The organism is Caballeronia sp. A2-2, assembly GCF_057612605.2.
In genome coordinates, this window is record NZ_CM173618.1 from 1,558,817 (window position 1) to 1,580,996 (window position 22,180).

Here is a 22,180-nt window from a genome sequence, read left to right on the forward strand (position 1 = left end):
AGCGCCCAGCCTCATCAAACCACATCGCACCCGCCCCATTGGGCACTACCTCGGTTTGTCCTTCGACGGAACGCGCATATCGTTGGCTCCAGCCTTTTTGTCGAAGTGCTTATCAAGGTAGGACCGAATAGCAATCTTGCGGGGAAGTGTGAAATGGCTGGGTGCTTATAGGCTGCGGGGTTCCGTTCTAAAGCTCTCGGCGCGCGCAGCGCATGGCCGAAGGAATGAATGCGGTCCACTAAGGGAAAAGGATTCGAGCGCGCAATCGCAAGGTTGCCTAAGCGGCAAGTTATGCGTGGCAAGTCCTATTGCGGCCACTGCATAGTTAATCCAGACCAACACTTTCCAGCCAGCGTGCGGAGGGGTAAAAGCTGCTTTCTTTGGTGACTTTCTTTGCAGCAGCAAAGAAAGTTACCCCCCCGCCGGGGAGGCGGCTACTGAATATAAAGACCCAAAAACCAGCAGCCCTTTGCACGACAATCGAGCGCCGCTGCCGAAAGCTCAAGCCTGACCATTCATTCGTACCCCAACATATCCAAAAACACGCGCACTTTCGCGCTCAACAGACGCCGCGAACTATAAAGCGCCCAAATCTCCACACCCACACCCGCATCGAATCCAAGCGAAACCAACCGCCCCGCCGCGATATCCGGCGCAACGAGCAAATTCGGCAAAAGCGCCGCCGCCACCCCATCCAGCACCGCTTCCCGCACCATCAACAACGACGACAACCGCAACACAGGCTCGGGCGTCATCTCGACCACATCGCCTTCGTTCGTCTCGATACGCCACACCTCCGCATCCATGCGCGTAAGCACGACCGCCGGCAGCGTAACCCGCGCCTCATCGCGCGGAACATTCGCGGGCGTAGTGACCAACACACGCCGATCCTTCGCGATCAATCTCCCGATCAGCAACTCATCACGATCCGGATTGATGCGGATAACAAGATCGAACCCGTCCTGCACCGGATCGACCACCCGATCTTCGGCGACGATTTCCAGTTCCACCTGCGGATAAGCCCGCGCAAACCGCGACGCCAGCCGCGCCAGCACCACATGCGCGAACACGATCGGCGCACTCACGCGCAACCGCCCGCGCGGCACCGGCGCGCGCGACGCAATGGCTTCACCCGCCTCCTCGATTTCCGCCAGCAGCCCGCGCGTGCGCTCGTATAACGCGCGTCCGTCCTCGGTCAGGCGCAGCGCATGCGAGCCCCGCTCGATGAGCCGCACGCCGAGATGCTGCTCCAGTTCCGCCACGCGCCTCGACAAACTGGCTTTCGGCCGCCCCGTCTGGCGCGCGGCCGGACTGAAACCGCCGTGCAATGCGACAGCGTTGAAATCGGCGAGTGCGGTGAGATCCATTTTTGCGTGTTCCTTCGTCGTTCCGTCAGTGAGACGAGGCATCCCATTTAACGGTCTGTCAGGATGAAAGTGGAACGACTATCTTAACGATGTCGGGCGATCTTCGCCCTTCCTACTTCGGAGAAAAAACATGAGCATTCTCGTGACGGGCAGTACCGGCGTGATCGGCACGCAGGTTTTGAAGCATCTGGAAGGCAGCGGCGCGCAAGTGAGCGCGTTGACGCGTGACCCTTCGCGCGCGAAATTCCCATCGAGCGTGGCGGCCGTGCAAGGCGACCTGACCGACCTCGATGCCTTCCGCCGCGCTCTCAAAGGCGTGAGCACCTTGTTCCTGCTCGCCCCCAACGCCGCCGACGAATTCACGCAAGCCATGCAAGCCCTGACGCTCGCGCGCGATGCAGGCGTGAAAGGCGTCGTGTACTTCTCGGTGTTCAAGGCGGCGGAATATCTCGACGTGCCGCACTTCGCCAACAAGCACACCGCCGAAAAGATGATCGAAGGTCTCGGCATTCCAGCAACGGTGCTGCGCCCCGCCTACTTCATCCAGAACGATGTGCGCATGAAGGACGCGCTCGTCCAACAGGGCGTCTATCCGAACCCGATCGGCGCGAAGGGCATCTCGATGGTCGATGTCCGCGACATCGGCGATGCCGCCGCGCGGGAACTGCTCCGGCGCGAACGTTCGGAAACGCCGCTGCCCTACGAGCACTACGAACTCGTGGGCCCGGACGCCATGACGGCAAACGGCATCGCGGCGGTCTGGTCGGAAGCGCTCGGCCGCGAAGTCAACTACGGCGGCGATGACCTCGACATGCTCGAATCACGCATGAAAAGCGCCGCGCCGCAATGGCTGGCCTATGACATGCGTCTGATGATGCAGCGTTATCAAGATGACGGCGCGGTCGCGTCGGCGGCGGAAATCGAACGCTTTGCCGGTTTACTCGGACGCGCCCCGCGCAGTTATCGGGACTTCGCAAAAGAATCGGCGAACGAATGGACGGCAAAAGGATAAAAATCCCACCCTGTGATTTTTTTGTCCAATTCAAACGCGTGTCACGGCATTAATCCCGGAAGCGCGTTTATCAGAAAGCAATTGCATTCACGCCCGGTAATGGCGACAAAATTACCGGGCGTTTCTTGTGCGCCAGGAAATCCCTACATGCCAACCCGCGCGCCGCCGCGCGCCGGTTCCGCGCATTAACACCATCGCGAATAAAAAAACAATAAGGACCGCCGCGCATTCCCGCCGCTTTAACACACGCTCGAAAAATTCCCGCAACGCGCAAACGATTGCTCATATTTTTGTGTTTCAATTGACGCGAATAAAAAGAGTCTTCATACGAATCTCTCGCGACAAACCCGCGCGCACCGCCGATTGGAAGAAGAACCATGCGTGACCAATACGAGGCATCGACTTCGGACAAGCATCTCAAGGCGGATAATCACCGGCAGGCGCATTTTCAGCGATGGTTCGCCTCGTTCGCGAGCCTTGCGCATTCGCGTTTGCCTTTGCCCGCGTATCTGCAAAAAGTGACCGATACATTGCGCGAAGTCGCGGGCGTGGCGTCTTCGGTGATCGAATGGATCGACGGCGATCAGCTCGTTTATCGTGCGGCCAGCGGCAAGGCGGCGGCGAGCGTGGGCGTGCGGTTGCCATCGGCGGGGAGTCTTTCGGGGCTGTGCGTCACACGCCAGCAGGCGCTTATCAGCCGCAACACGGCGACTGATCACCGCGTGGACCGCGCGGCGTGTCTCGCAGTCGGCGCAGTGTCGATGGTCGTCGCACCGGTGATCTACGAAGGCCGTTCGGTCGCGGTGCTCAAGCTCATTTCCGGCGAGGCGGATTACTTCGGACAACCGGATATCGCCATTCTCAATGCGTTTTGCGCGTGCATCGCGGAGACCATCGCGCGCGAGGAAGTCGCCGAGGAAAACCGCACGCTGATTCGCGAGTTCGAATCCATCCACAAGGATCTGTCGGTCGAGTCGTCGCTGCGCATCGAATACGAAAAGAAACTCGCCGATGCTTTGCGCCGCCGCCGCACCGTGCTGGACAACGCGCAGGTCGCCTTCGTGTCGATGGACGAAGCCGGTCTGATCGTCGATTGGAACGAGGCCGCCGCGCAGCTTTTCGGCTGGCGCATGCACGAGGCGATGAACCGCGAAATGGCCGAACTGATCGTGCCGGAGCGTTTTCGGGACGCGCATCGCACGGGACTGGTGCGCTATCTCTCGACGGGCGAAGCGCGCATGCTGAACCGGCGCATCGAATTTCCGGCGATGCGGCGCGACGGCAGCGAGATCGCCGCGGAATTGTCGATCAGCGAAGTGTGGTTCGACGGTCAGCGGCAGTTCGCGTGCTTCATCCACGATGTCACCGACCGCCGCCGCGCGACCGAGGCGGACGAACGCCTGCGCCTGCTCATCAACGCGGTGAGCGACTATGCCATTTGCATGCTCGATCACGACGGCTACGTGCTGTCGTGGAACGATGGCGCGTGCGCGCTCTACGGGTTCACGGCGGAAGAAGCCATCGGCCGGCATGTCGCGCTGTTCTACACGACCGACGAATCCGGCCGCGACCGTCCTGCCGATGACTTGCGCGCCGCCGCCGAAAGCGGGCGCGTGGAAAAGGAAGACTGGCGCGTGCGGCGCGACGGCTCGGAGTTCACCGCGCACGTGATCCTGAGCGCGTTGCAGAAGGACGGCGGCAGCGGCCACGGCTACGTCATGATCACGCGCGACACGACCGCGCGGCGACGGCTGGAAGAACTGGAAGCGTCGAGCCGTCGCATGAACGAATTTCTCGCGCTGCTGGGTCACGAGTTGCGCAATCCGCTCGCGCCCATTCGCAACGCGGTGAGCATCCTCAAACTCAAGGCCACCGACGATGCCGACGTGATCCGCAGCCGTCAGATCGTCGATCGGCAACTGGCGCATCTCACGCGGCTGGTGGACGATTTGCTCGAAGCGGGCCGCGTGAGTTCCGGCAAAATCCGGCTCAATCAGGAGACCGTCAGGATCGCGGATGTCGTGCATCTGAGCGTGGAAGCCAGCCAGCCCTCGTTCGATGCGCGCAATCAGCGCATCGAGGTACGCGGCAATGCGCAGCGTTTGTACGTCAGCGGCGACCCCACGCGGCTCGTGCAGGCGCTGAATAACCTGCTCAACAACGCTTCGAAATTCAGCCCGCCATCGTCCACGGTAACGCTTGAAGTCGGGCAGCGCGGCGGTTCGGTAATGGTGCGCGTGACCGATCAGGGGCGCGGTATTTCGGCGGAGGCGCTGGCCATCGTGTTCGATCTTTTCGTGCAGGAGCATCCGCCGGGCGCGCATGCGGATGAAGGCGGGCTGGGCATCGGGCTGACGCTCGTGCGCGCCATCGCCGAACTGCACGGCGGGCATGTCGAAGCGAAAAGCCGCGGTCCGGGCATGGGCAGCAAGTTCAGCCTGTGGCTACCGATGACACAGCCGCCCGCCGATGACGACACCGCGCCGCCAACCTCGCACGAAACAGTCAGCGATCAGTTAGACGTGCTCGTGGTCGACGACAACCGCGATTCCGCCGACAGCATGCGCCTGCTCGTCGATATGCTCGGTCACGAAGCGCGCGCGGCCTACGACGGCCCCGAAGCGCTGGCCCGGTTCGATGAAGCCGCGCCGCAAGTCGTGCTGCTCGATCTGTCGATGCCGGGCATGACGGGCTTCGACGTGATCCGCCATTTGCGCGAGCGTCAGAGCGAAGGCGGCCGGCGCGTGGTGGTCGCGGCGATGACGGGATTAGGCTCCGACGAAGACATGGCCCGCACACGCGCCGCCGGCTTCGATGCGCATCTGGTCAAGCCGGTGAATCTGCCGGAACTGGAAAAAGTGCTGGAGATGGCGCGGGGCATCGACTGAAGCGCGTGGTGGCATTCGGCGCGACAATGGCGCATCGATCACCCTATCGCGCTCGATGACCATGCCCTCTTCCACCGACACGCTCGCCGCGCTCTGGCAACTCGCCCGCCTGCCCGCCGATTCGCTCGCCTTCGCTGACTTGCCGGGCGAGGAGCCCGTTTTCCCGACTTCGTTTGCCGTGGGCATCGCGGCGCAATCGACCATCGCGGCGGCAGCGCTCGCGGCGTGCGAACTGGCGCACGTGCGTGGCGCGCCACGTCAGCGCGTGTCCGTGGACATGATGCACGCCGCCGTCGAATGCACGAACTGGTTCGCGGTCGATGGCAAGGAACCGGAAACATGGGGCGCGTTCTCCGGCCTTTATAAGTGCGCCGATGGCTGGGTGCGCATCCACGCGAACTTCGTTCATCATCAGGATGGCGCGCTGCGCGTGCTCGGCCTCGATCCCGCCACGGCCACGCGCGCCGATGCCGAACGCGCCCTGCTCGACTGGCGTGCCGCCGATTACGAGGAAGCGTGCGCCGAACGCGGTCTCGTCGTCACGATGCTGCGCACCTTCGATCAATGGGATGCGACGCCGCAAGCCCGCGCCCTCGCCTCGCAACCGCTCATGTCGATCACCCGTATCGGCGATGCACCGCCGCTCGCGTTGCCGTCGCTTCCCGCCGATGCGCGTCCGCTCGAAGGCATCCGCGTGCTCGATTTCACGCGCATTCTCGCGGGTCCGGTTGGCGGGCGGGCGCTCGCCGCGTTCGGCGCGGATGTGATGCTCGTGAATTCGCCGCATCTGCCGAACATTCCCGCTATTGCCGATACGAGCCGTGGCAAGCGCTCGGCGCATCTGGATTTGCTGACCGACGAAGGGCGCGACACGCTCGGGCATCTGATCGATGAAGCGCATGTGTTCTCGCAAGGGTATCGGCCGGGCGGATTGGCGGCGTTGGGCTTCGGACCGGAAGTCATCGCAGAAAGAAGGCCGGGGATCGTGTGTGCGTCGCTGACGGCGTACGGCACGCAAGGTCCGTGGGCGGCGCGGCGCGGTTTCGACTCGCTGGTTCAAACCGCGATGGGTTTCAACGAAGCCGAAGCGCAGGCGTTCGGCGAAACCAAACCGCGCCCTTTGCCGATGCAGATGCTCGACATGGCAAGCGGCTTCCTGATGGCGTTCGGCGTATCGGCGGCGTTGTGCAGACAGCAGCGCGAAGGCGGAAGCTGGCATGTGGAAGTGTCGCTCGCGCAAACCGGACAATGGATACGCGGACTCGGGCGCGTGGAAGCAGGCGTGCGGGCCGCGAAACCGGACATCGCGCGCTACACGGAACGTCGCCCATCCGGTTTCGGCGAACTCGATGCCGTGCGTCTCGCCGCGCAACTCGAACGCACGCCCGCTGATTACGCGCGGCCTTCGGTGCCGCCGGGGACTTCCGAGGCGAAGTGGTGAGGCATCGCACATTGCCGGACCGCGCTGTGTGCCCGTGCAAACGAAAGAAGCCAGCGGTTGATCGATAAAATCCTCGCGTCGAATCAACGGAGGAAAGCATCATGTCGGACAACAGCGGTTATGTATTTCCGGTTCGGGATCTCGTCGATCGTCCCGGCCGCGCCGATACGAAAATGGGCGATATGTTCCTGCGCGATTACTTCGCGGGCGTCGCGTTGCAAGGCATTCTGGCGCGCGGTTCGCAGCCGGGCGCGCTGTCCGCGAGCCGTCCGAGTCTCGCGGCCGCCGCTTATGAATACGCCGACGAGATGATGAAGGCGCGCGAACGCTAGACCTGCGCCACTTCGCTTACCGAAGCAATTTCGACCGGCACACGCCGCGCCAGCGCGCACATCAACTCGTAGCCGATAGTACCCGCCGGTTCCGCGACTTCATCCACCCTCACCTGCGCGCCCCACAACTCGACCGGCGCGCCAATGCCCGCGTCCGGGCACGGCGTGAGATCGACGGTGAGCATGTCCATCGACACCCGTCCGACGATGCGCGTGCGCACGCCATCCACCATGATCGGCGTTCCGGCAGGCGCGTGACGCGGATAACCGTCCGCATAACCGCACGCGACCACGCCGACCCGCATCGCGCGATCCGCTTCGAAGCTGCGGCCATAGCCAATGGTCTCGCCCGGCACGATTGTCTGCACGCCGATGATGCGGCTGGCGAGCGTCATCGCGGCGCGCAGCGGCACGTTCGCGATATGGCGCGCGCTGCCCGTCGGCGATGCGCCGTAGAGAATCGTCCCCGGCCGCACCCAGTCGCGATGCGCGCGCGCGTGCCACAGCACCGCCGCCGAATTCGACAGCGAACGCAGGCCGGGAAGATCGCGCGTGACGGTATCGAAGGCATCGATTTGCCAGTCGATGGCGCCATCGTCCGCGTTGGCGAAGTGCGTCATCAGGCCGATCGCGCCGATGGCCGGAATCTCCGATGCGCGCCGCCACGCGCGCACGTAATCGCCAGGCCGAAAGCCGAGCCGGTTCATTCCGGAGTTCATCTTCAACTGAATGTCGATTGCGCGTTCCGGTTTTGCCGATGCCAGCAGATCGAGTTGATCGTCGCAATGCACGGTGACGGTCAGGCGCAGTTCGTCCGCCGTCTGCACATCCTTCGAATCGAACATGCCTTCGAGCAACAGGATCGGCTTGGTCCAGCCGAGTGCGCGCACGCGTCGCGCTTCGTCGAGATCGAGCAGCGCGATGCCATCCGCCGCCGCCAACGCCGGATAAACGCGCTCGATGCCGTGACCGTAGGCATCGGCCTTCACCACGGCCCACACGCGCGACGATGCCGCCGTGCGCCGGACGACATCGAGATTGTGACGAATGGCATCGAGATGAATGCGGGCTGAGATCGGGCGTGGCATCTTTTGCGTTTATCGACAAGGGGAGTGGATAACGCAATCGTATCGGCCTTGAAATAGTCGTTGTTATTGTTTTGCGAAAGATTTCAGGACTAAGCACTAACGCCAATGCTTTAGCTCAGATACCCGAGATGTTCCGCCAGAATCACGCTGCCCACGCCGATCAAAATTAGCCCGCCGACGATTTCCGCACGCTTGCCGATAGTCGCGCCGACGAGCCGGCCGACCATCACGCCAATCGTCACCATCAGCATGGTCGCGAAGCCGATGGTCGCGGCCGTCGAGAAAATATCGACATCGATGAAAGCGAGGCCCGCGCCGACCGCCATCGCGTCGATGCTGGTGGCGAAGCCCGTCACGGCGAGCACCAGGAAGGAATGCGACTGCGGCTTTTCGTCGTCGTGGCTCGCGCTGCCGAAGCCTTCGCGGATCATGCGCGCGCCGAGCACGAACAGCAGGCCGAACGCGATCCAGTGATCCCACGCCGTGACGTACTGCGCGGCGGCACGGCCGAGCGCCCAGCCGACCAGCGGCGTGATCGCCTCGATGACACCGAAGATGATGCCCGTCTTGAGCGCTTCGGCAATGCGCGGTTTGTGCAGCGTGGCGCCCTTGCCGACAGCGGCGGCGAAGGCATCCGTCGACATGGCGAAGGCGAGGAAAAGCGTGGAAGCGAGGTTCATCGAGTAGCGCTCTGGCCGGGCAAGATCGAACGACAGAGCCCGCCGCCCGACCTTCAGGCGCGCTCTGTCGATGGTCTTGCCAACCTGTGATGGCTGCCCGTGCCACGGTCCGTACGAAATGAATGATACGAAACCGAGTGTGTTGACATGGGCGCTTCCTACGTTGTCCGACGTACAAGCAAGGCAACGAGAAAGCCGGCTACTCCCCAGCGAAGAACCGAGAGCTTACCACGCCGTAATGTGCATTTACGGTAGAGTGAATCCGTGATTGCCGTGTTACTTCTTCTTCCACTCGGAGGCAGCATGCAGGCAGGCCAGAACTCTCAGACGAGCGCGCGCGAAGCCGTCGAGCGCATCTACCGCGCGTTCGCCACGCACGATGTCGCGCTGCTGCGCGAAGCCGTCACGCCGGACTGGGAATACATTCCCGAGCCGCCCGGCCAGAAGCCCGGCCCGGATCAGATGGTGCCGATCTTCGCCGACATGGCGGCGGCGCTGCCGGACATGCGCATCGAGATTCTGGATTTGCTGGTGCAGGACGATCGCGTCGGCGTGCGGGCGGAAGTGAGCGGCACGCAGTCGGGTCCGTTGATGGGCATCGCGGCGACGAGCAAGCCGCTGCGCTTCGCGATCCACTCGTTTCATCAGGTGCGCGATGGGCGGATCGCCAAGACGTGGCATCTGGAAGACTGGTTGAGCGTGTTTCGTCAGTTGGGCGAAGTGCCGCGCGCTATCGATCCGCGTGCATGAAGAACGTGCTCGACGCACAGGCCGACGAGCCGCGCATCGAGTCGTTCGAGTTTGAGCACGGTTTCGCGCAAGACGGAGGCATCCGTGTCGAAGGAATCGCAGAACAGCGACTCGCGCTCGCGAGCGGCGGCGCGGATTGCTTCGATCACGTCCGATAACTCGCGCATGCGGCTGAAGCCTGCCTTGCGGGCGCATCGTTCGAGTTGATCGGCGAGCGCGGCGAGTGACGCGGACTCTGCCGCCGCATGCCCGAGCCGCGCAAGAAAACGCAGCACGCTGCCCTGTAAGCGACGATGCGCGTCCACGAGATCGCGGATGGCTTCGGCGCGCGCCTGATCCCGCGCCGCTCTCACGGTGATGATGGTCGCGGCGTAATCCGCCTTCTGATCTTCGATGACAGCCATGGTGCTTATTTTCGATGCAGCGTTATGTCATCGCAAATATAACGCACTCGTGCCGCATTTTCGAGACAGCGCTCTATTGACAACTTGTTGCATTGCGTCAATTTGCGTTAGACTAGGGTTATTACCTAGGTGGTTAACCTAGTCCACTGTCACGAAAGAGGAATTTCATCATGGGAAGCATCGCCGCCACGTCCAGTCAGCTCGCAACCATCCTGTTCGGCAAGCTCCGCGCCGCCTTCCGCAGCGCGCTCGACGCCCGCGCAAAGGTCAGCGCGCTGATGGCCGAGGCTTATCGCCGTACGGTATAAGCGTCAAAAACGAAAACGGGCGGCTCATGGCCGCCCGTTTCGCTCTCAAGTCAGACCATCCCTCGCGCTATTGAAGCGTGTAGGCGATCACGTAATCCCCCGCTTTCGTTCCCAGCGAGCCATGTCCGCCCGCCGTCACGAGGATGTACTGCTTGCCGTTGGCATCCGAATAGCTCATCGGCGTGGACTGGCCGCCAGCGGGCAGACGCGCTTCCCATAACTTGCGGCCATCGCGCACGTCATAGGCGCGCACGTACTGATCGAGCGTGCCGGTCAGGAACGCCACACCGCCCGCCGTCACGATGGTCCCGCCCAGACTCGGCACGCCCAGCGGCATCGGAATGGGCAACGGCGCGCTATCGACGATGGTGCCATTCTTGTGCTGCCACACGATCTTGTTCGTGCGCAGATCGACGCCCGCCATGTAACCCCACGGCGGCGCCTGACACGGAATGCCGAGCGGCGAGAGAAACGCGCTGATCTCGAAGGCGTACGGCGTGCCGCGCGCCTGCTTGATGCCGCTCGTCTCGCTCGTGCTCATTGCGCCTTCCTGCAACTTCTCGCGCGGAATCAGCTTCGACACGAACGCCATGTAATCCGGATTCGCGATCAGGATTTGCCGCACCGGATCGACCGAAATGCCGCCCCAGTCGAACACGCCGAAGTTGCCCGGAAACACCAGCGTGCCCTGCTCGGACGGCGGCGTGAACGGGCCGTCGTAACGCAGGCTCCTGAACTTGATCCGGCAGTAGAGCTGATCGAACGGCGTGGTGCCCCACATGTCCGCTTCCTTCACATGCGGCGGATTGAAGTTGAGCGCTGAAACCGCCTGCGTCGGCGCGGTATGGTCGCCCTTCGCCGCGCCCTGCGGCACCGGCACTTCCGAGATCGGCACGATCGGCTGGCCGGTTTCGCGGTTCAGCACATAAATGCTGCCCTGTTTCGTCGATGCCAGCACCGCCGGCTGCGTGCCCTGCGCCGTCTGAAGATCGACGAGCGTCGGCTGGCCGCCCACGTCCATGTCCCACAGGTCATGATGCGTGAACTGGTAGTTCCAGCGCAGCTTGCCCGTCATCGCGTCGAGCGCGACGAGGCCCGCGCCGAATTTCTCGGCCTGCGGCGTGCGTTGACCGCCCCACTGATCGGGCGTTTGATTGCCCATCGGCAGGAAGATCAGGCCGCGTTTTTCATCGACGCTGAACATGGACCACATGTTCGGCGAGTTGCGCACATACGTGCCACCTGCCGCGATCGGCGTGGTGACGTCGGGATTGCCCGGGTCCCAGTTCCACACGAGGTGGCCGTCATTCACATCGAACGCGCGGATGACGCCGGACGGTTCGTTATTCGATTCGTTATCCGTCACGTGTCCACCGACGATCACGAGATTCCCCACGACAGCCGGCGGCGACGTCGAGTAATAACCGCCCGGCGTGAACGGCCCGATGTTCGCCCGCAGATCGATCGCGCCATCCTTGCCGAAGCTCGGACACGGCTTGCCGGTGGCGGCATCGAGCGCGATCAGGCGTGCATCGGCGGTGGGCAGAAAGAGGCGGCGCGGGCATTCGGCGGTGGCCGTGGTCTGCGCGGGCGTCGGCGATGCGGGCGATGCCGGTGCGGATGCCGCATCGGGCGCGGACGCATCCGCCTGCACATCGGAGGCCGCAGCGGCGACTGCATCGGATGCACCGGCGACCGGCGCGGGCACGGCGGCGTGCATCGCCGGATCGTAGTAAGCCACGCCCCGGCACGTCATATGTTCCCAATGCTTGAAGCCGATGGCGCTCTTGATCTGCGGATCGTAACGCCATTGTTCCTTGCCGCTCGCCGCGTCCAGCGCGATCACCTTGCTGTGCGGCGTGCACAAGTAGAGCGTGTCGCCGATCTTGAGCGGCGTGTTCTCGTCCGTGGTTTCGGTGGGATCGTCGGGGCCGGGCTTGTCGCCGGTTTCATACGTCCACGCCATCTTCAGTTGATGCGCGTTGTCTGGCGTTATCTGCGCGAGCGGCGCGTAACGTTGCGCGAGCGGCGAGCCGCCGTAGTCGGTCCAGTCGCCGGGCTTGCGGCCATCGCCCGCATTCGCGTCAGGCTGGTTCGCGTCGGCGGCGACATCGACATCGATCCGTCCTTTGAGATCATGCGGATCGATGAAATACGTGCCGATGCCCAGCAACAACGCCAACACGATTGCCGATGCCAGCGGCGCACGCGCCGCGCGCGCGGTCGAGGGCGGCCCAAACATCGCGCCGCCATGCACGAAGGGAAGCAGCAGCCAGATGCCGAGCAGCACCCAGATCCACAAACGCGGCATGAGTTGCCAGAAATCGAACTTCACTTCGAAGACGGACCAGATCGTCGTGCCGAACAGCATCAGCGCGAACAGCACGAGTGCGGAGCGCCGGCGAATCAGCAGCAACAGTCCCGTGATGATGATCGCCACACCGGCGACCGCGTAATACCAGGTGCCGTTGAGCGTGATGAGATATCCGCCGCCCGCCGCGAGCACCGCGCCGAGGACGATGAAGACGATGGCCGTGAAAGACGTGAGCGGATTGTTTCTTCCGTTGACAGCCATGCAGAGAACCTCCGAAACGGTATTGATGCGGAACACGACAGCGAGCAGTCGTGGTTCGTGCGAGATCGCGCGTGCACTATAGCAAGCGGCATGCCGTTCGGAGCAGGCGGAGAAGAAACGTCAGACGTGCTTACAATGGCCTTGCGTCAGGCGTCACGTTCACAGCGGACGCGGCCAGCGCCCGAACTGCACATCGGCGAGCGGCGTGGCGCACAGCATCGCTGCTTTCAGATCGCGGCGTTCGGAAAAACGCGGCGCATCCAGCCATTGCAGAAATTCCTCGCGCCATGCGCCCCACGCGTTTTCATCGAAATCGAAATCTTCGTCGATGCAACCGTTATCGCGCAGATAAGCGCCCACCACTTGCTTGCCATTCCAGTAGGCGACGGCGACATCGGTCAGATCGGCGGTCATGCCGCGCGGAAGATCGCGCAGGAGCATCGCCACGTGCGCCCTGAACGAAGTGAACTCGGTCGGTTTCATCGCGTGCTCCGCTTTCAAGAGTGCGTGGATAAAGCGCCGCCGTGCGCGCCTTTGTGACGCGCGCGTGAAGTCGTGGCGCAATGGCGCACCGGCGAATCAACTGGATTCAGCCGAACGCGCCCTTGTTCAAATCCTTCTCGAAGGCCTCGGTCCAGTGCGTGCCGTGACCGACACGATACTCGCGCTCCTTCTTCGTCGAGCGACGCTGGATGGTGACGTGACCTTGCAGCGGATAAACATCGTCCACGATCTCCGATGCGCCGCCTTCCTGCACGAGAAAATCGCTGTCGTCCAGTCGGTGGCGCGCGATGATCGCCAGGAAATCCGCTTTTTCGTCCGGTGCGATGACTGACATGGCGGCCTCCACGTTTTTCGCGCTGCTTCATTCAAAGTAGCACAAGCGAAGGCGCTTCGCGGGGCAATCGCGGTACGTGACATACCAAAGCAAACGGGGCACAGGCGTGATGCCTGTGCCCCGCGTTTCTTGAAGCGTTTCGAACGTGGTTTAGCTTAACAAAACCTTGCCGACTGCATCGGCGACGGTCTGCACGTTGCTTTCGTTCAGACCCGCGACGCACATGCGGCCCGAGCGCAGGATATACACGCCGAACTCCTCGCGCAGGCGATCCGCCTGCTCGGCCTGCAAACCCGTGTACGTGAACATGCCGCGTTGCGTCACATAGCGCGTCAGCATTTCGCCGCGCACGTGATCCTTCAGGCCGTCGTGAATCTTGCTGCGCATGCGCGCGATGCGCTCGCACATCGATGCCAACTCGCGTTCCCACGATTGCCGCAGTTCCGGCGTGTTCAGCACCTTCGTGACGATCTTCGCGCCGTGCGTCGGCGGATTGCTGTAGTTCGAGCGCACCGCGCCCGTCAACTGCCCGAGCACGCGGTCGGCTTCGGCGGCATCGTCGCAAATCACGTGCAGGCCGCCGCAACGCTCGCCGTACAAAGAGAAATTCTTCGAGAACGAATTCGCGACCAGCGCCGGCACGCCGCGACGGCCGAGTTCGCGCACGGCGAAAGCATCGGCATCCAGACCCGCGCCGAAGCCCTGATACGCCATGTCCACGAACGGCAGCAGATCGCGCTGTTGCAGCACGTCGATGATGCGAAGCCACTGCGCATCGTCGAGATCGACGCCGGTCGGGTTATGGCAGCACGCGTGCAGCAGCACGACGCTTTTCGCGGGCAGCTTGTCGATGGCCTCCAGCATCGCGTCGAAACGCAGACCGCCGGTGGCTTCGTCGTAATACGGATACGTGTTCACCTCGAAACCCGCGCGCTCGAAGATGAACCGATGGTTCTCCCACGTCGGGTCGCTCACCCAGACCTGCGACTTCGGAAAATATCGACGAACGAAATCCGCGCCTACTTTCAGCGCGCCCGAGCCGCCGAGCGTCTGCACACTGGCGATGCGGCCATCCGCGCGCGATGGGTTGTCGTTACCGAAGACCAGCGCCTGCACGGCATCGCGGTAATGCGCGAAACCGGCCATCGGCAGATAAGGCTTCGGGCCGAGGTCCTTGAGGATCGACGTTTCCGCTTCGCGCACGGCCTGCATGACTGGCAAACGGCCTTCGTCGTCGAAGTAGATGCCGATGCTCAGATTGACCTTGTTGGTGCGCGGGTCCTTCTGGAAATTTTCGTTCAGCGACAGGATCGGGTCGCCGGGATAGGCATCGATATGTTCGAACATGGTCTTGGTTTCAGGGTCGTCGGGAAGGCGCGCGGCGTGCGGCGCGAGATTTGAGATAGTAGCCGATTCCCAGCACGGCCAGCCAGACCGGGATCAGCGTGGCGGACAGACTCAGGCCCGGCGTCCTGTATGTGACCCACACGATCAGCGCGACGAACGCGAGGCACAGGTAGTTCGTCACCGGATAGCCGATGCTTCTGAACGACGTCGCCACGCCCTGCGCGCGCTTCTCGCGCCGGAACCGCACATGGATGATGCTGATCATCGCCCAGTTGATGATGAGCGCCGACACCGCGAGACTCATCAGCAGCCCGAACGCGCGCCCCGGAACGAAGTAGTTGATGAGCACGCACACGCCCGTGGCGAGCGCCGACACGACGATGCCCGCGAGCGGAATGCCACGCTTCGTCAACCTCAAAAACACGCGCGGCGCGTTGCCCTGTTCAGCGAGCCCGAACAACATGCGGCTGTTGGCATACACGCCGCTGTTGTACACCGACACCGCCGCCGTCAGCACGATCACATTCAGCACGTTGGCCACCAACCCGCTGTTCAGTTCGCGGAAGATCAGCACGAACGGGCTTCCTCCGCTGGCCACTTTGTCCCACGGATACAGCGACAACAACACGCCGAGCGCGCCGATATAAAAAATCAGGATGCGGTAGATGACCTGATTGGTCGCGCGCGGAATGCTTCGCGACGGATCTTGCGCTTCCGCCGCCGTGATACCCACGAGTTCCAGCCCGCCGAACGAGAACATGATGACGGCCATCGACATGACAAGGCCGTTCACGCCGTACGGAAAGAACCCGCCGAGCTTCCACAAGTTGCTCACGCCCGCCTGCGGCCCCGCGTGACCCGAGACGAGCAGCCATCCGCCGAACGCGATCATGCCGAGAATCGCCGTTACCTTGACGATGGCGAACCAGAACTCAAGCTCGCCATACGACTTCACGCTCGTGAGGTTGATCGCATTGACGAGGACGAAGCACGCCAGCGCGGAAACCCACGTCGGCAATCCCGGCCACCAGTACTGCATGTAGATGCCGACCGCCGACAACTCCGCCATGCTCACGAGGATATACACGGCCCAGTAATTCCAGCCGGAGATGAAGCCCGCCGCGTGGCCCCAGTACTTATCCGCGAAGTGGCTGAAGGAACCGGCCACGGGTTCGTCGACGATCATCTCGCCGAGTTGCCGCATGATGAAGAACGCCATCAGTCCCGCGATGGCGTAGCCGAGCAACACGGACGGCCCGGCGAGCCTGATGGTATCGGCCACGCCCAGAAAAAGGCCGGTGCCGATCGCGCCGCCCAGCGCGATCAATTGGATATGACGGCTCTTGAGGCCGCGCCTCAGTCCTTCGTGCCGCGCTTCTTCGTACTTCGATTCGGTGCCTGAAACCATGTCGATGCCTGCCTGAACTGCGAGAAAACCCTGAGCGCCGTAGAACGCGAAAACATCGCTTCTGACGCGCCAACTGTTGTTTTTTTGCCCGGATGACTTGCGCGCTTGCAATTTCGCTTTGCGCCACCGCCTCCGCAAACGTGTGATTTTACAGGCCGACCGTCCGCAAACCCTTGTCTGGCAACCCTGCACCGCCTGAGTGCGAACGATTCCCGCCAGCGCGCAAACGATTTGAAGCCGGAATCCGGGGTTATTCGGAGGATTGGAAATGCGCATTCCCCCGCAGAATTCATCTCATGCACTAAACGAACCGAACGAGTTCAACCATACGGGGAATAGACATGTTTCAGACGATGGAAGGTAACGCCCGCCCGCACCGCCTCGGCGATATGCACGGTCAGAGCGAAGCGGAGTTGATGAGCGCGCTGCAAGCAGCATCGGAGAACATCATGCGCCTCGCCGGCACCTTGCGCGCCCGGCCGGATGACCTGAACCGCGCGGCGGATGTCGCCTCCATCACCGAACAGCAAGCGGTCGCCGAACGCCTCATCGGCCGCCTGCTGGCGATGTAAGAGCAAGAGATTACGCAGAACCATCAGCTGTGACCGGTGCCCGCCGATCACGCTGACCGCACAACCGGGCAAAGTCAGCAGATTCGGCAGAATCAGGACGAAGCAAAATGAACTACTTGACCATCATCGCGGCTGTCTGGGGCACGTGCGCAATCTTCGCGGTGCTGTTCATTCGTGGCGCGACGCAGCGCGATCTGCAGCCGGTGCGGGTGCAGTCGAGCGAGTCCGCGCTGCGTCACGCGGCGAAGAAGTTCGGCCGCGCGCTCTGATCTGCCTGAACGAGCCGGCGCATCGCGCGCCGGCCGTCGTCTTTATTTGATGGCGGCGACAGCGGCCCGCAGGCCGAGCAAGTAGCTGTCCACGCCGAAGCCCGAAATCTGCCCCTTCGCCACTTCCGCGAACACGGACTTGTGGCGGAACTCCTCCCGCGCATGCACATGCGACATGTGCACTTCGATGACCGGCGCCGTCAGAATGGCGAGGGCATCGCGAATGGCGTAGCTGTAGTGCGTCCATGCCCCCGCGTTGATGACGATCGCATCGATCTTCTCCGCGAACGCGCGATGAATCCGCTCGCACATCTCCCCTTCGATGTTGGTCTGATAGCACTCGACCTCCACGCCTAGTTCCTTGCCAAGCGCGCCGAGTTGTTCGTCGATCTGCGCGAGCGTGGCGGTGCCGTACTGCTTCGGGTCGCGCTTGCCGAACATGTTGAGATTGACGCCGTGCAACGTCAGGATCTTGGCCATGAATATCTGTCCTCGTGTTTTAGGTGAATGAAGGTCCGCAGATTCTGCAGGCGGTCGTGCGTGCTGACAATAGCTCGATTTCAAAGGCATGCCGCGTGCATCTATAAATAATCAGGTGCTGAGGAATTAGCGGCGTTTTTCTCGCGCATAATTCACGAAGGTTCTCAAGCAATGCGGATGAAAGCCGTAAACACGAATACCGGCGGTGCATCGCCGTGATGTCTTCGCTGTTTTTATAACCGCTTCCTCACGGCCCTCAAGGGTCATTCGTATGTCAGGCAAGTCAGGCCATTCGCCCACGCGCAGCACGATCCTCGCCACGCCGGCGACATGCGACGGTGACATCACGCCTGCCATCCGCGCATCTTTGCTCTCTACCTTGGTCGAGGATACGCGCCCGCTGCTGCTCTCGGGCGTGGCAAGCCTGTTTGCCGCGCTGATCGCGGTGGCGCGCGTGCATGCGCGCTGGAGTTTCGCGTGGCTCGCGGCGGATGTGCTGTGTCTGGCCGCGCGCTTGTTCATCGTGTGGCGCTTTCGGACGCTCACGCAGCAAGGCGCGGCGCCGCATCCCGATTCGTGGGCCGCGCGTTATGCGCCGTTCGGGCTGGCCGCGTGCTTCCTGACCGGACTCGGCACGATGGCCTGCGTCATGTCCGGCGATCACGTGCTGGCGTCGCTGGCGATCATGGTGACGGCGGGCTTGCTCGGCGGCGTGGCATCGCGCAATGCGGGGACGCCGCATCTCGCCATCGCGCAGATCGTGCTGGGGAGCACGCCGATCGGCATCGGCGCGCTGCTCGGTGCGGACGATTGCTGGATTCTCGTGCCGCCGCTCGCGCTCTATCTCGTCGCGATGTGCGCCGTCGTGCGCCGCCACTACACGAGCCTCGTCGCTTTGATGCTGGCAGAACAGCGTCACGCGGAAATCGCCGCGCGCTTCGACGCCGCCCTCGCCCACATGCCGCATGGTCTTTGCACGGTCGATCCATCGGGCAAGGTGGTGATCGCCAATCGCCGCTCGGCGGAACTGTTCGGCGCGACGGTCAACATGCTGCGGCTGAACGTGTCGCTGCCGGATTTCATCGGTTATGTGGGGGTGGCGCGCTTCGGCGAGCGTCTGCGTGCGCAACTGGTCGAGCGCTGCACCGAATGGCTCGAAGCCGGTCATGTGCCGCTCGACCTGCAACTTCAGGACGGCCGCGAACTGGAACTGAGCCGCAATCCCGCGCCCGATGGAAGCGCGGTCATCATCATCGAGGATGTGACGGAGCGGCGGCGCGCGCAGGCGCGTTTGCTGCACTGGGCGCATCACGATTCGCTGACCGGCCTGCCGAATCGTCGCTATCTGGGCGATCACGCCGAACGTTTGATGAACGCCGGTGCGGGCCGCGAAAAAGTCATGGTGATGTATGTGGATCTCGACGGCTTCAAGCGCATCAACGATACGCATGGGCACGATATCGGCGATGAGTTGCTCAAGAGCGTGGCCGACCGTCTGCGCAACGCGATGCGGCATGGCGAACTGGCGGCGCGGCTGGGCGGGGATGAGTTTGCGATCGTCGCGACTTATGTGGCGGAAGCGACGTGCGTGTCGTTCGCGAATCGGATCATTCGGGATCTTTCGGAGCGTTATGTGCTTTCGCCGCGGGAGGTTGCGGTGGAAGTGGGGGTGAGCGTCGGGTTGGCGCTGGCGTTGGCGGGGGAATCGTTTGAAAGCGCGTTGAAGCGGGCGGATACGGCGTTGTATGAGGCTAAGACGCAGGGACGGGGGGGTTATCGGATTGCGGGGGTGGATGCGGGGGTGGTTAAGGTTAGTGCTTGAGGGGGTATCTCCGCATACGCGGAGGAACCCAACTCAGTCAGAGCGGGCCTTTCCAGTGTCTATCAATCAATCGCGTAATCTCCCGCATAGCTCAATTGGCCGACGCCAGCGCTTAAACCTATCGAATCGAGAAGGCCTTCGCTCACCCCTTTCATGATAATCAATGCTTTCGCGCTATTCATCGCTAGATTGGAAAACTGAGGGAATGCTGTTGAAGCCAGCATGATCGGTAGCGGAACACCCACGGCCATTGCCGTAAAACCCATAGCAACTAGAAAACCGCCAGAAAGATCGGCGCAAAAGGCTCCGCCCGAAAAGTCTTCGATGCTTAGATCGCGGCCGTGAAATGTGTTATTCATCAACACGAAGCCACCGCTGTCGAAATCGGTGCTTGCGCCGGAACCAGAAGAGCCTTGACCCTTCGGAAACGGAATTTGCGGCAATTCAAGCGTCTTTGGTACGAGCTTCCTACTCCAAAGGCCGGCGACAAAGGTGGAAAAGTTAAAACGTCTTCCACAACCAGAAGGATCGTTCACAACGAGCATTCCACGCGCGAAAGATAGCGGCCCGATAGAAGTGTTTATGCTTGATCCGGTGTTGTAGGTCCAACCGCTCACCCGATACGTCATTCTTTATCCTCTCCGGGATTAGCCGACTTTCCCAAGAATCCGGAGATCATAAAGAGGACACCCGCAACAGCGGGAAAGAAGGTGAATAGTGTCAGAATCTGATTGAGCTTCGGTCTCATGCGCGGATCGCTGCTTCCATAGCGCACTTCGACACGATCCCCAACTTCAAGGGAATGCGAACTACTGGCGGCGAATCTTATGCGCTCGCCTTGTTCGGTCGTGAAGGCCACTTCCGGGTGGTATCCGCCAGAGTTGAGTTTTACGACCTCACCCACGACCACCCTCGAATGTATGTAGAAATCTACTTCGTACCACCAGAACCAAGCCGATATAACGAAGAAGCAAGCACCAAGGAAGACAGTGAACCAATTAACCGGTTTTCTTTTAAGCATCGCGGTTTGCTCGAAGATCGAAGCTTGCGGTAACGACGCCCTTGCTCCCACCTAGCTCGTTCTGCAATGTGTATTCGTGTTTGAATTTCGAGAAGGAAAGCTTCACGCTTTCGAGATAAATGCCGTTAGAGCCGATAGGCTTCACCCCCGTCACGCGGACGTTTTCCATCGTGATCTTCTGGAAGTCAAGTGGTAAGCCGCCCGGCTTCCGCATTGAGAGTACGGCCTTCGCTACGCATCGACCTTCCAATGCGTAGCGCAGTAGGTTAGGACTTGCGCGATCCATCGCGTGCACAATCTCAAGATCAGTCATCGACGCCTTGCCTGCGCCACCACCTGAACCCGATAGATACCTCGAATCTGAATTTACATCCCAAGTCCAACTAAGCACATCGATCTCATCAATGTGCCCGGCTTCCTGTGATTCCCCCGAAATGCCGTCAAGCTTCAAAAACATATCTGCCATAGCGCTATCCTTTTAACGTCAATTCTATGAGTTGCCGTGGCGCGATTCGCCATCGGTGCATTTCCATAGAATGCTTGCTCAGCGCGACTCGATACCTTTAAGATTTTTATATGCCGAGCTTGTGCCTCGAAACTCAGAGCCGCTATCGTCCTTTTTTATCCACCTATGAGCCGGGCTAGCCAATTTTTTATTCTCCGTTTATTAAAGCCCGAAACGATACGATGGCGCGGCGAGAGTTTGTGTCAAGAAGTGTAGAGTGATCCTTATAAATCAAGCGTACGTGCTATTCAGCTAACACTTTTAATTTACGGTTGCCCATTGGCAATAATAAAGAGGGTTGTTCAAGGCAAAAAGGCCCCTTGATGAGAAGGGGCCAAAGCCTACAACAAAGCTTTTTACATTAGTGGCACGTGACCATCGACGACCACATGATTGTGGTGACGAGCGCGGCAATCAAGCGCCAGTCGATGAGATACACATAGGCCACGATCAGCACGAGCACGAAGTAACTGTCGGTCAGTGCGAGAAGCATCTTTGATGCCGTGCGCGGCGTAACTTTTCGCTTTTTGGATGCGCGACTGCTGTCTAGCTCTGCATACGCGGAGGGAGCTTTTCTCCACACACGCGGAGGAACCAGGAAGTCCGTGCACATACGGAATCAAGGCATGGGTATATCTCCGCACATGCGGAGGAACCTCGCGCGAAAACCCCAGACGGTGGGGGTCGGGAGGTCTATCTCCGCACACCCGGAGGAACCAGCGTGTAGCGGTTGGTCGACGCGGCATCGAGAGGTCTATCTCCGCACACGCGGAGGAACCACGCCATGTCGAAGCGAACGCCTCCGTGAGCAGGGTCTATCTCCGCACACGCGGAGGAACCCGTCCGCCGTCCACCGCAGGATCGGGCGGTAGAGGTCTATCTCCGCACACGCGGAGGAACCTCCGGTTGATACAGCACCTTCACCGCCCCGGTCGGTCTATCTCCGCACACGCGGAGGAACCATCATGTCGAACAGAACACGCAGTTTAAGATCGGGTCTATCTCCGCACACGCGGAGGAACCACGTTCGCCAAGATGTCTACTATCTCGAGTCTCGGTCTATCTCCGCACAC

24 protein-coding genes and 1 CRISPR repeat array (1 of these 25 only partly in view) are annotated in these 22,180 nt (G+C 61.6%); of the genes, 9 read left to right on the plus strand and 15 right to left on the minus strand.

The genetic code is table 11. The features are described from left to right. Nucleotides 1-515 precede the first annotated feature (515 nt). Complete coding sequence (locus tag ACZCWR_RS30800) at nucleotides 516-1,367, minus strand: LysR family transcriptional regulator (RefSeq protein WP_487305450.1); 852 nt, start codon at nucleotides 1,365-1,367, stop codon at nucleotides 516-518. Nucleotides 1,368-1,497: 130 nt separating this feature from the next. On the opposite strand from ACZCWR_RS30800, the gene ACZCWR_RS30805 reads away from it, so the two are divergent. Next, nucleotides 1,498-2,379 carry an NmrA family NAD(P)-binding protein gene (locus ACZCWR_RS30805; protein WP_487305451.1) on the plus strand — a complete coding sequence of 294 codons (882 nt, stop codon included), beginning with the start codon at nucleotides 1,498-1,500 and terminating at the stop codon, nucleotides 2,377-2,379. Nucleotides 2,380-2,449: 70 nt separating this feature from the next. Here the strand turns inward: ACZCWR_RS30805 and ACZCWR_RS30810 are convergent, their stop codons facing one another. After that, nucleotides 2,450-2,758 (minus strand): hypothetical protein, encoded by a 309-nt coding sequence (locus ACZCWR_RS30810; protein ID WP_487305452.1) that lies wholly within the window; start codon nucleotides 2,756-2,758, stop codon nucleotides 2,450-2,452. On the opposite strand from ACZCWR_RS30810, the gene ACZCWR_RS30815 reads away from it, so the two are divergent. The 3 genes from ACZCWR_RS30815 (at nucleotide 2,757) to ACZCWR_RS30825 (ending at nucleotide 7,040) form a co-directional block, all read left to right on the plus strand. After that, nucleotides 2,757-5,267, plus strand: a complete 2,511-nt coding sequence (locus ACZCWR_RS30815; protein ID WP_487305453.1) for a hybrid sensor histidine kinase/response regulator — start codon at nucleotides 2,757-2,759, stop codon at nucleotides 5,265-5,267. The genes ACZCWR_RS30810 and ACZCWR_RS30815 overlap by 2 nt on opposite strands. Before the next feature lie 61 nt (nucleotides 5,268-5,328). Further along, a complete protein-coding gene (locus ACZCWR_RS30820; protein ID WP_487305454.1) occupies nucleotides 5,329-6,708 on the plus strand; it encodes a CoA transferase in 1,380 nt (459 codons plus the stop codon). Between the two features lie 101 nt (nucleotides 6,709-6,809). Beyond that, entirely contained in the window at nucleotides 6,810-7,040 is a 231-nt protein-coding gene (locus ACZCWR_RS30825; protein ID WP_487305455.1) for a hypothetical protein, read from the plus strand. On the opposite strand, the gene alr is transcribed toward ACZCWR_RS30825, so the two are convergent. Further along, a complete protein-coding gene (gene alr, locus ACZCWR_RS30830; protein WP_487305456.1) occupies nucleotides 7,037-8,128 on the minus strand; it encodes an alanine racemase in 1,092 nt (363 codons plus the stop codon). The two genes, ACZCWR_RS30825 and alr, sit on opposite strands and share 4 nt — an antisense overlap. 110 nt (nucleotides 8,129-8,238) lie before the next feature. Continuing rightward, nucleotides 8,239-8,808, minus strand: a complete 570-nt coding sequence (mntP, locus tag ACZCWR_RS30835) for a manganese efflux pump MntP (RefSeq protein ID WP_487305457.1) — start codon at nucleotides 8,806-8,808, stop codon at nucleotides 8,239-8,241. 303 nt (nucleotides 8,809-9,111) lie between these two features. Here mntP and ACZCWR_RS30840 point away from each other — a divergent pair, with 303 nt between their 5' ends. Next, nucleotides 9,112-9,558 (plus strand): ester cyclase, encoded by a 447-nt coding sequence (locus ACZCWR_RS30840; RefSeq protein ID WP_487305458.1) that lies wholly within the window; start codon nucleotides 9,112-9,114, stop codon nucleotides 9,556-9,558. On the opposite strand, the gene ACZCWR_RS30845 is transcribed toward ACZCWR_RS30840, so the two are convergent. Then, the gene (locus ACZCWR_RS30845) at nucleotides 9,516-9,962 is read right to left on the minus strand and encodes a hypothetical protein (RefSeq protein ID WP_487305459.1); all 447 of its coding nucleotides are present in this window, start codon (nucleotides 9,960-9,962) and stop codon (nucleotides 9,516-9,518) included. The two genes, ACZCWR_RS30840 and ACZCWR_RS30845, sit on opposite strands and share 43 nt — an antisense overlap. 170 nt (nucleotides 9,963-10,132) lie before the next feature. Here ACZCWR_RS30845 and ACZCWR_RS30850 point away from each other — a divergent pair, with 170 nt between their 5' ends. After that, the gene (locus ACZCWR_RS30850) at nucleotides 10,133-10,270 is read left to right on the plus strand and encodes a hypothetical protein (protein ID WP_487305460.1); all 138 of its coding nucleotides are present in this window, start codon (nucleotides 10,133-10,135) and stop codon (nucleotides 10,268-10,270) included. A 67-nt stretch (nucleotides 10,271-10,337) separates the two neighbouring features. Here the strand turns inward: ACZCWR_RS30850 and ACZCWR_RS30855 are convergent, their stop codons facing one another. From ACZCWR_RS30855 to ACZCWR_RS30875, 5 genes are all read right to left on the minus strand, one after another. Beyond that, on the minus strand, nucleotides 10,338-12,845 hold the full coding sequence (locus tag ACZCWR_RS30855; RefSeq protein ID WP_487305461.1) for a glucose/quinate/shikimate family membrane-bound PQQ-dependent dehydrogenase: 2,508 nt from the start codon (nucleotides 12,843-12,845) through the stop codon (nucleotides 10,338-10,340). A 159-nt stretch (nucleotides 12,846-13,004) separates the two neighbouring features. Then, entirely contained in the window at nucleotides 13,005-13,328 is a 324-nt protein-coding gene (locus ACZCWR_RS30860) for a hypothetical protein (RefSeq protein WP_487305462.1), read from the minus strand. Between the two features lie 106 nt (nucleotides 13,329-13,434). After that, a complete protein-coding gene (locus tag ACZCWR_RS30865) occupies nucleotides 13,435-13,683 on the minus strand; it encodes a hypothetical protein (protein WP_487305463.1) in 249 nt (82 codons plus the stop codon). Between the two features lie 150 nt (nucleotides 13,684-13,833). Further along, nucleotides 13,834-15,030, minus strand: a complete 1,197-nt coding sequence (locus ACZCWR_RS30870) for an amino acid aminotransferase (RefSeq protein WP_487305464.1) — start codon at nucleotides 15,028-15,030, stop codon at nucleotides 13,834-13,836. A 10-nt stretch (nucleotides 15,031-15,040) separates the two neighbouring features. Then, nucleotides 15,041-16,438, minus strand: a complete 1,398-nt coding sequence (locus ACZCWR_RS30875; protein WP_487305465.1) for an amino acid permease — start codon at nucleotides 16,436-16,438, stop codon at nucleotides 15,041-15,043. Between the two features lie 341 nt (nucleotides 16,439-16,779). On the opposite strand from ACZCWR_RS30875, the gene ACZCWR_RS30880 reads away from it, so the two are divergent. Together ACZCWR_RS30880 and ACZCWR_RS30885 are read left to right on the plus strand one after the other, a co-directional pair. Further along, the gene (locus ACZCWR_RS30880) at nucleotides 16,780-17,010 is read left to right on the plus strand and encodes a hypothetical protein (protein WP_487305466.1); all 231 of its coding nucleotides are present in this window, start codon (nucleotides 16,780-16,782) and stop codon (nucleotides 17,008-17,010) included. A gap of 107 nt (nucleotides 17,011-17,117) precedes the next feature. Then, entirely contained in the window at nucleotides 17,118-17,279 is a 162-nt protein-coding gene (locus ACZCWR_RS30885) for a hypothetical protein (RefSeq protein WP_487305467.1), read from the plus strand. A 42-nt stretch (nucleotides 17,280-17,321) separates the two neighbouring features. Here the strand turns inward: ACZCWR_RS30885 and aroQ are convergent, their stop codons facing one another. Next, nucleotides 17,322-17,759, minus strand: a complete 438-nt coding sequence (gene aroQ, locus ACZCWR_RS30890; protein ID WP_487305468.1) for a type II 3-dehydroquinate dehydratase — start codon at nucleotides 17,757-17,759, stop codon at nucleotides 17,322-17,324. 271 nt (nucleotides 17,760-18,030) lie between these two features. Here aroQ and ACZCWR_RS30895 point away from each other — a divergent pair, with 271 nt between their 5' ends. Continuing rightward, complete coding sequence (locus ACZCWR_RS30895) at nucleotides 18,031-19,581, plus strand: diguanylate cyclase domain-containing protein (protein ID WP_487305469.1); 1,551 nt, start codon at nucleotides 18,031-18,033, stop codon at nucleotides 19,579-19,581. Nucleotides 19,582-19,643: 62 nt separating this feature from the next. Here the strand turns inward: ACZCWR_RS30895 and ACZCWR_RS30900 are convergent, their stop codons facing one another. The 4 genes from ACZCWR_RS30900 to ACZCWR_RS30915 form a co-directional block, all read right to left on the minus strand. Continuing rightward, nucleotides 19,644-20,210: a hypothetical protein gene (locus ACZCWR_RS30900; RefSeq protein WP_487305470.1), complete on the minus strand. Its 567-nt coding sequence runs from the start codon at nucleotides 20,208-20,210 to the stop codon at nucleotides 19,644-19,646. Beyond that, nucleotides 20,207-20,602, minus strand: a complete 396-nt coding sequence (locus ACZCWR_RS30905; protein ID WP_487305471.1) for a DUF3592 domain-containing protein — start codon at nucleotides 20,600-20,602, stop codon at nucleotides 20,207-20,209. The genes ACZCWR_RS30900 and ACZCWR_RS30905 overlap by 4 nt, the downstream gene beginning before the upstream one ends. After that, the gene (locus ACZCWR_RS30910; RefSeq protein ID WP_487305472.1) at nucleotides 20,595-21,068 is read right to left on the minus strand and encodes an Hcp family type VI secretion system effector; all 474 of its coding nucleotides are present in this window, start codon (nucleotides 21,066-21,068) and stop codon (nucleotides 20,595-20,597) included. Before ACZCWR_RS30910 ends, ACZCWR_RS30905 begins: the two co-directional genes overlap by 8 nt. A gap of 400 nt (nucleotides 21,069-21,468) precedes the next feature. After that, the gene (locus ACZCWR_RS30915) at nucleotides 21,469-21,600 is read right to left on the minus strand and encodes a hypothetical protein (protein WP_487305473.1); all 132 of its coding nucleotides are present in this window, start codon (nucleotides 21,598-21,600) and stop codon (nucleotides 21,469-21,471) included. A gap of 75 nt (nucleotides 21,601-21,675) precedes the next feature. Continuing rightward, nucleotides 21,676-22,180: direct repeats of the CRISPR family, unit length 28 nt; unit sequence GGTCTATCTCCGCACACGCGGAGGAACC; it runs 377 nt beyond the window's last position.

Bases quoted from the DNA above. Each gene is read 5' to 3' on its own strand.
- ACZCWR_RS30800 (WP_487305450.1), bottom strand. From the start codon at position 1,367: ATGGATCTCACCGCACTCGCCGATTTCAACGCTGTCGCATTGCACGGC.
- ACZCWR_RS30805 (WP_487305451.1), top strand. From the start codon at position 1,498: ATGAGCATTCTCGTGACGGGCAGTACCGGCGTGATCGGCACGCAGGTT.
- ACZCWR_RS30815 (WP_487305453.1), top strand. From the start codon at position 2,757: ATGCGTGACCAATACGAGGCATCGACTTCGGACAAGCATCTCAAGGCG.
- ACZCWR_RS30810 (WP_487305452.1), bottom strand. From the start codon at position 2,758: ATGGTTCTTCTTCCAATCGGCGGTGCGCGCGGGTTTGTCGCGAGAGAT.
- ACZCWR_RS30820 (WP_487305454.1), top strand. From the start codon at position 5,329: ATGCCCTCTTCCACCGACACGCTCGCCGCGCTCTGGCAACTCGCCCGC.
- ACZCWR_RS30825 (WP_487305455.1), top strand. From the start codon at position 6,810: ATGTCGGACAACAGCGGTTATGTATTTCCGGTTCGGGATCTCGTCGAT.
- alr (WP_487305456.1), bottom strand. From the start codon at position 8,128: ATGCCACGCCCGATCTCAGCCCGCATTCATCTCGATGCCATTCGTCAC.
- mntP (WP_487305457.1), bottom strand. From the start codon at position 8,808: ATGAACCTCGCTTCCACGCTTTTCCTCGCCTTCGCCATGTCGACGGAT.
- ACZCWR_RS30840 (WP_487305458.1), top strand. From the start codon at position 9,112: ATGCAGGCAGGCCAGAACTCTCAGACGAGCGCGCGCGAAGCCGTCGAG.
- ACZCWR_RS30845 (WP_487305459.1), bottom strand. From the start codon at position 9,962: ATGGCTGTCATCGAAGATCAGAAGGCGGATTACGCCGCGACCATCATC.
- ACZCWR_RS30850 (WP_487305460.1), top strand. From the start codon at position 10,133: ATGGGAAGCATCGCCGCCACGTCCAGTCAGCTCGCAACCATCCTGTTC.
- ACZCWR_RS30855 (WP_487305461.1), bottom strand. From the start codon at position 12,845: ATGGCTGTCAACGGAAGAAACAATCCGCTCACGTCTTTCACGGCCATC.
- ACZCWR_RS30860 (WP_487305462.1), bottom strand. From the start codon at position 13,328: ATGAAACCGACCGAGTTCACTTCGTTCAGGGCGCACGTGGCGATGCTC.
- ACZCWR_RS30865 (WP_487305463.1), bottom strand. From the start codon at position 13,683: ATGTCAGTCATCGCACCGGACGAAAAAGCGGATTTCCTGGCGATCATC.
- ACZCWR_RS30870 (WP_487305464.1), bottom strand. From the start codon at position 15,030: ATGTTCGAACATATCGATGCCTATCCCGGCGACCCGATCCTGTCGCTG.
- ACZCWR_RS30875 (WP_487305465.1), bottom strand. From the start codon at position 16,438: ATGGTTTCAGGCACCGAATCGAAGTACGAAGAAGCGCGGCACGAAGGA.
- ACZCWR_RS30880 (WP_487305466.1), top strand. From the start codon at position 16,780: ATGTTTCAGACGATGGAAGGTAACGCCCGCCCGCACCGCCTCGGCGAT.
- ACZCWR_RS30885 (WP_487305467.1), top strand. From the start codon at position 17,118: ATGAACTACTTGACCATCATCGCGGCTGTCTGGGGCACGTGCGCAATC.
- aroQ (WP_487305468.1), bottom strand. From the start codon at position 17,759: ATGGCCAAGATCCTGACGTTGCACGGCGTCAATCTCAACATGTTCGGC.
- ACZCWR_RS30895 (WP_487305469.1), top strand. From the start codon at position 18,031: ATGTCAGGCAAGTCAGGCCATTCGCCCACGCGCAGCACGATCCTCGCC.
- ACZCWR_RS30900 (WP_487305470.1), bottom strand. From the start codon at position 20,210: ATGACGTATCGGGTGAGCGGTTGGACCTACAACACCGGATCAAGCATA.
- ACZCWR_RS30905 (WP_487305471.1), bottom strand. From the start codon at position 20,602: ATGCTTAAAAGAAAACCGGTTAATTGGTTCACTGTCTTCCTTGGTGCT.
- ACZCWR_RS30910 (WP_487305472.1), bottom strand. From the start codon at position 21,068: ATGGCAGATATGTTTTTGAAGCTTGACGGCATTTCGGGGGAATCACAG.
- ACZCWR_RS30915 (WP_487305473.1), bottom strand. From the start codon at position 21,600: ATGCTTCTCGCACTGACCGACAGTTACTTCGTGCTCGTGCTGATCGTG.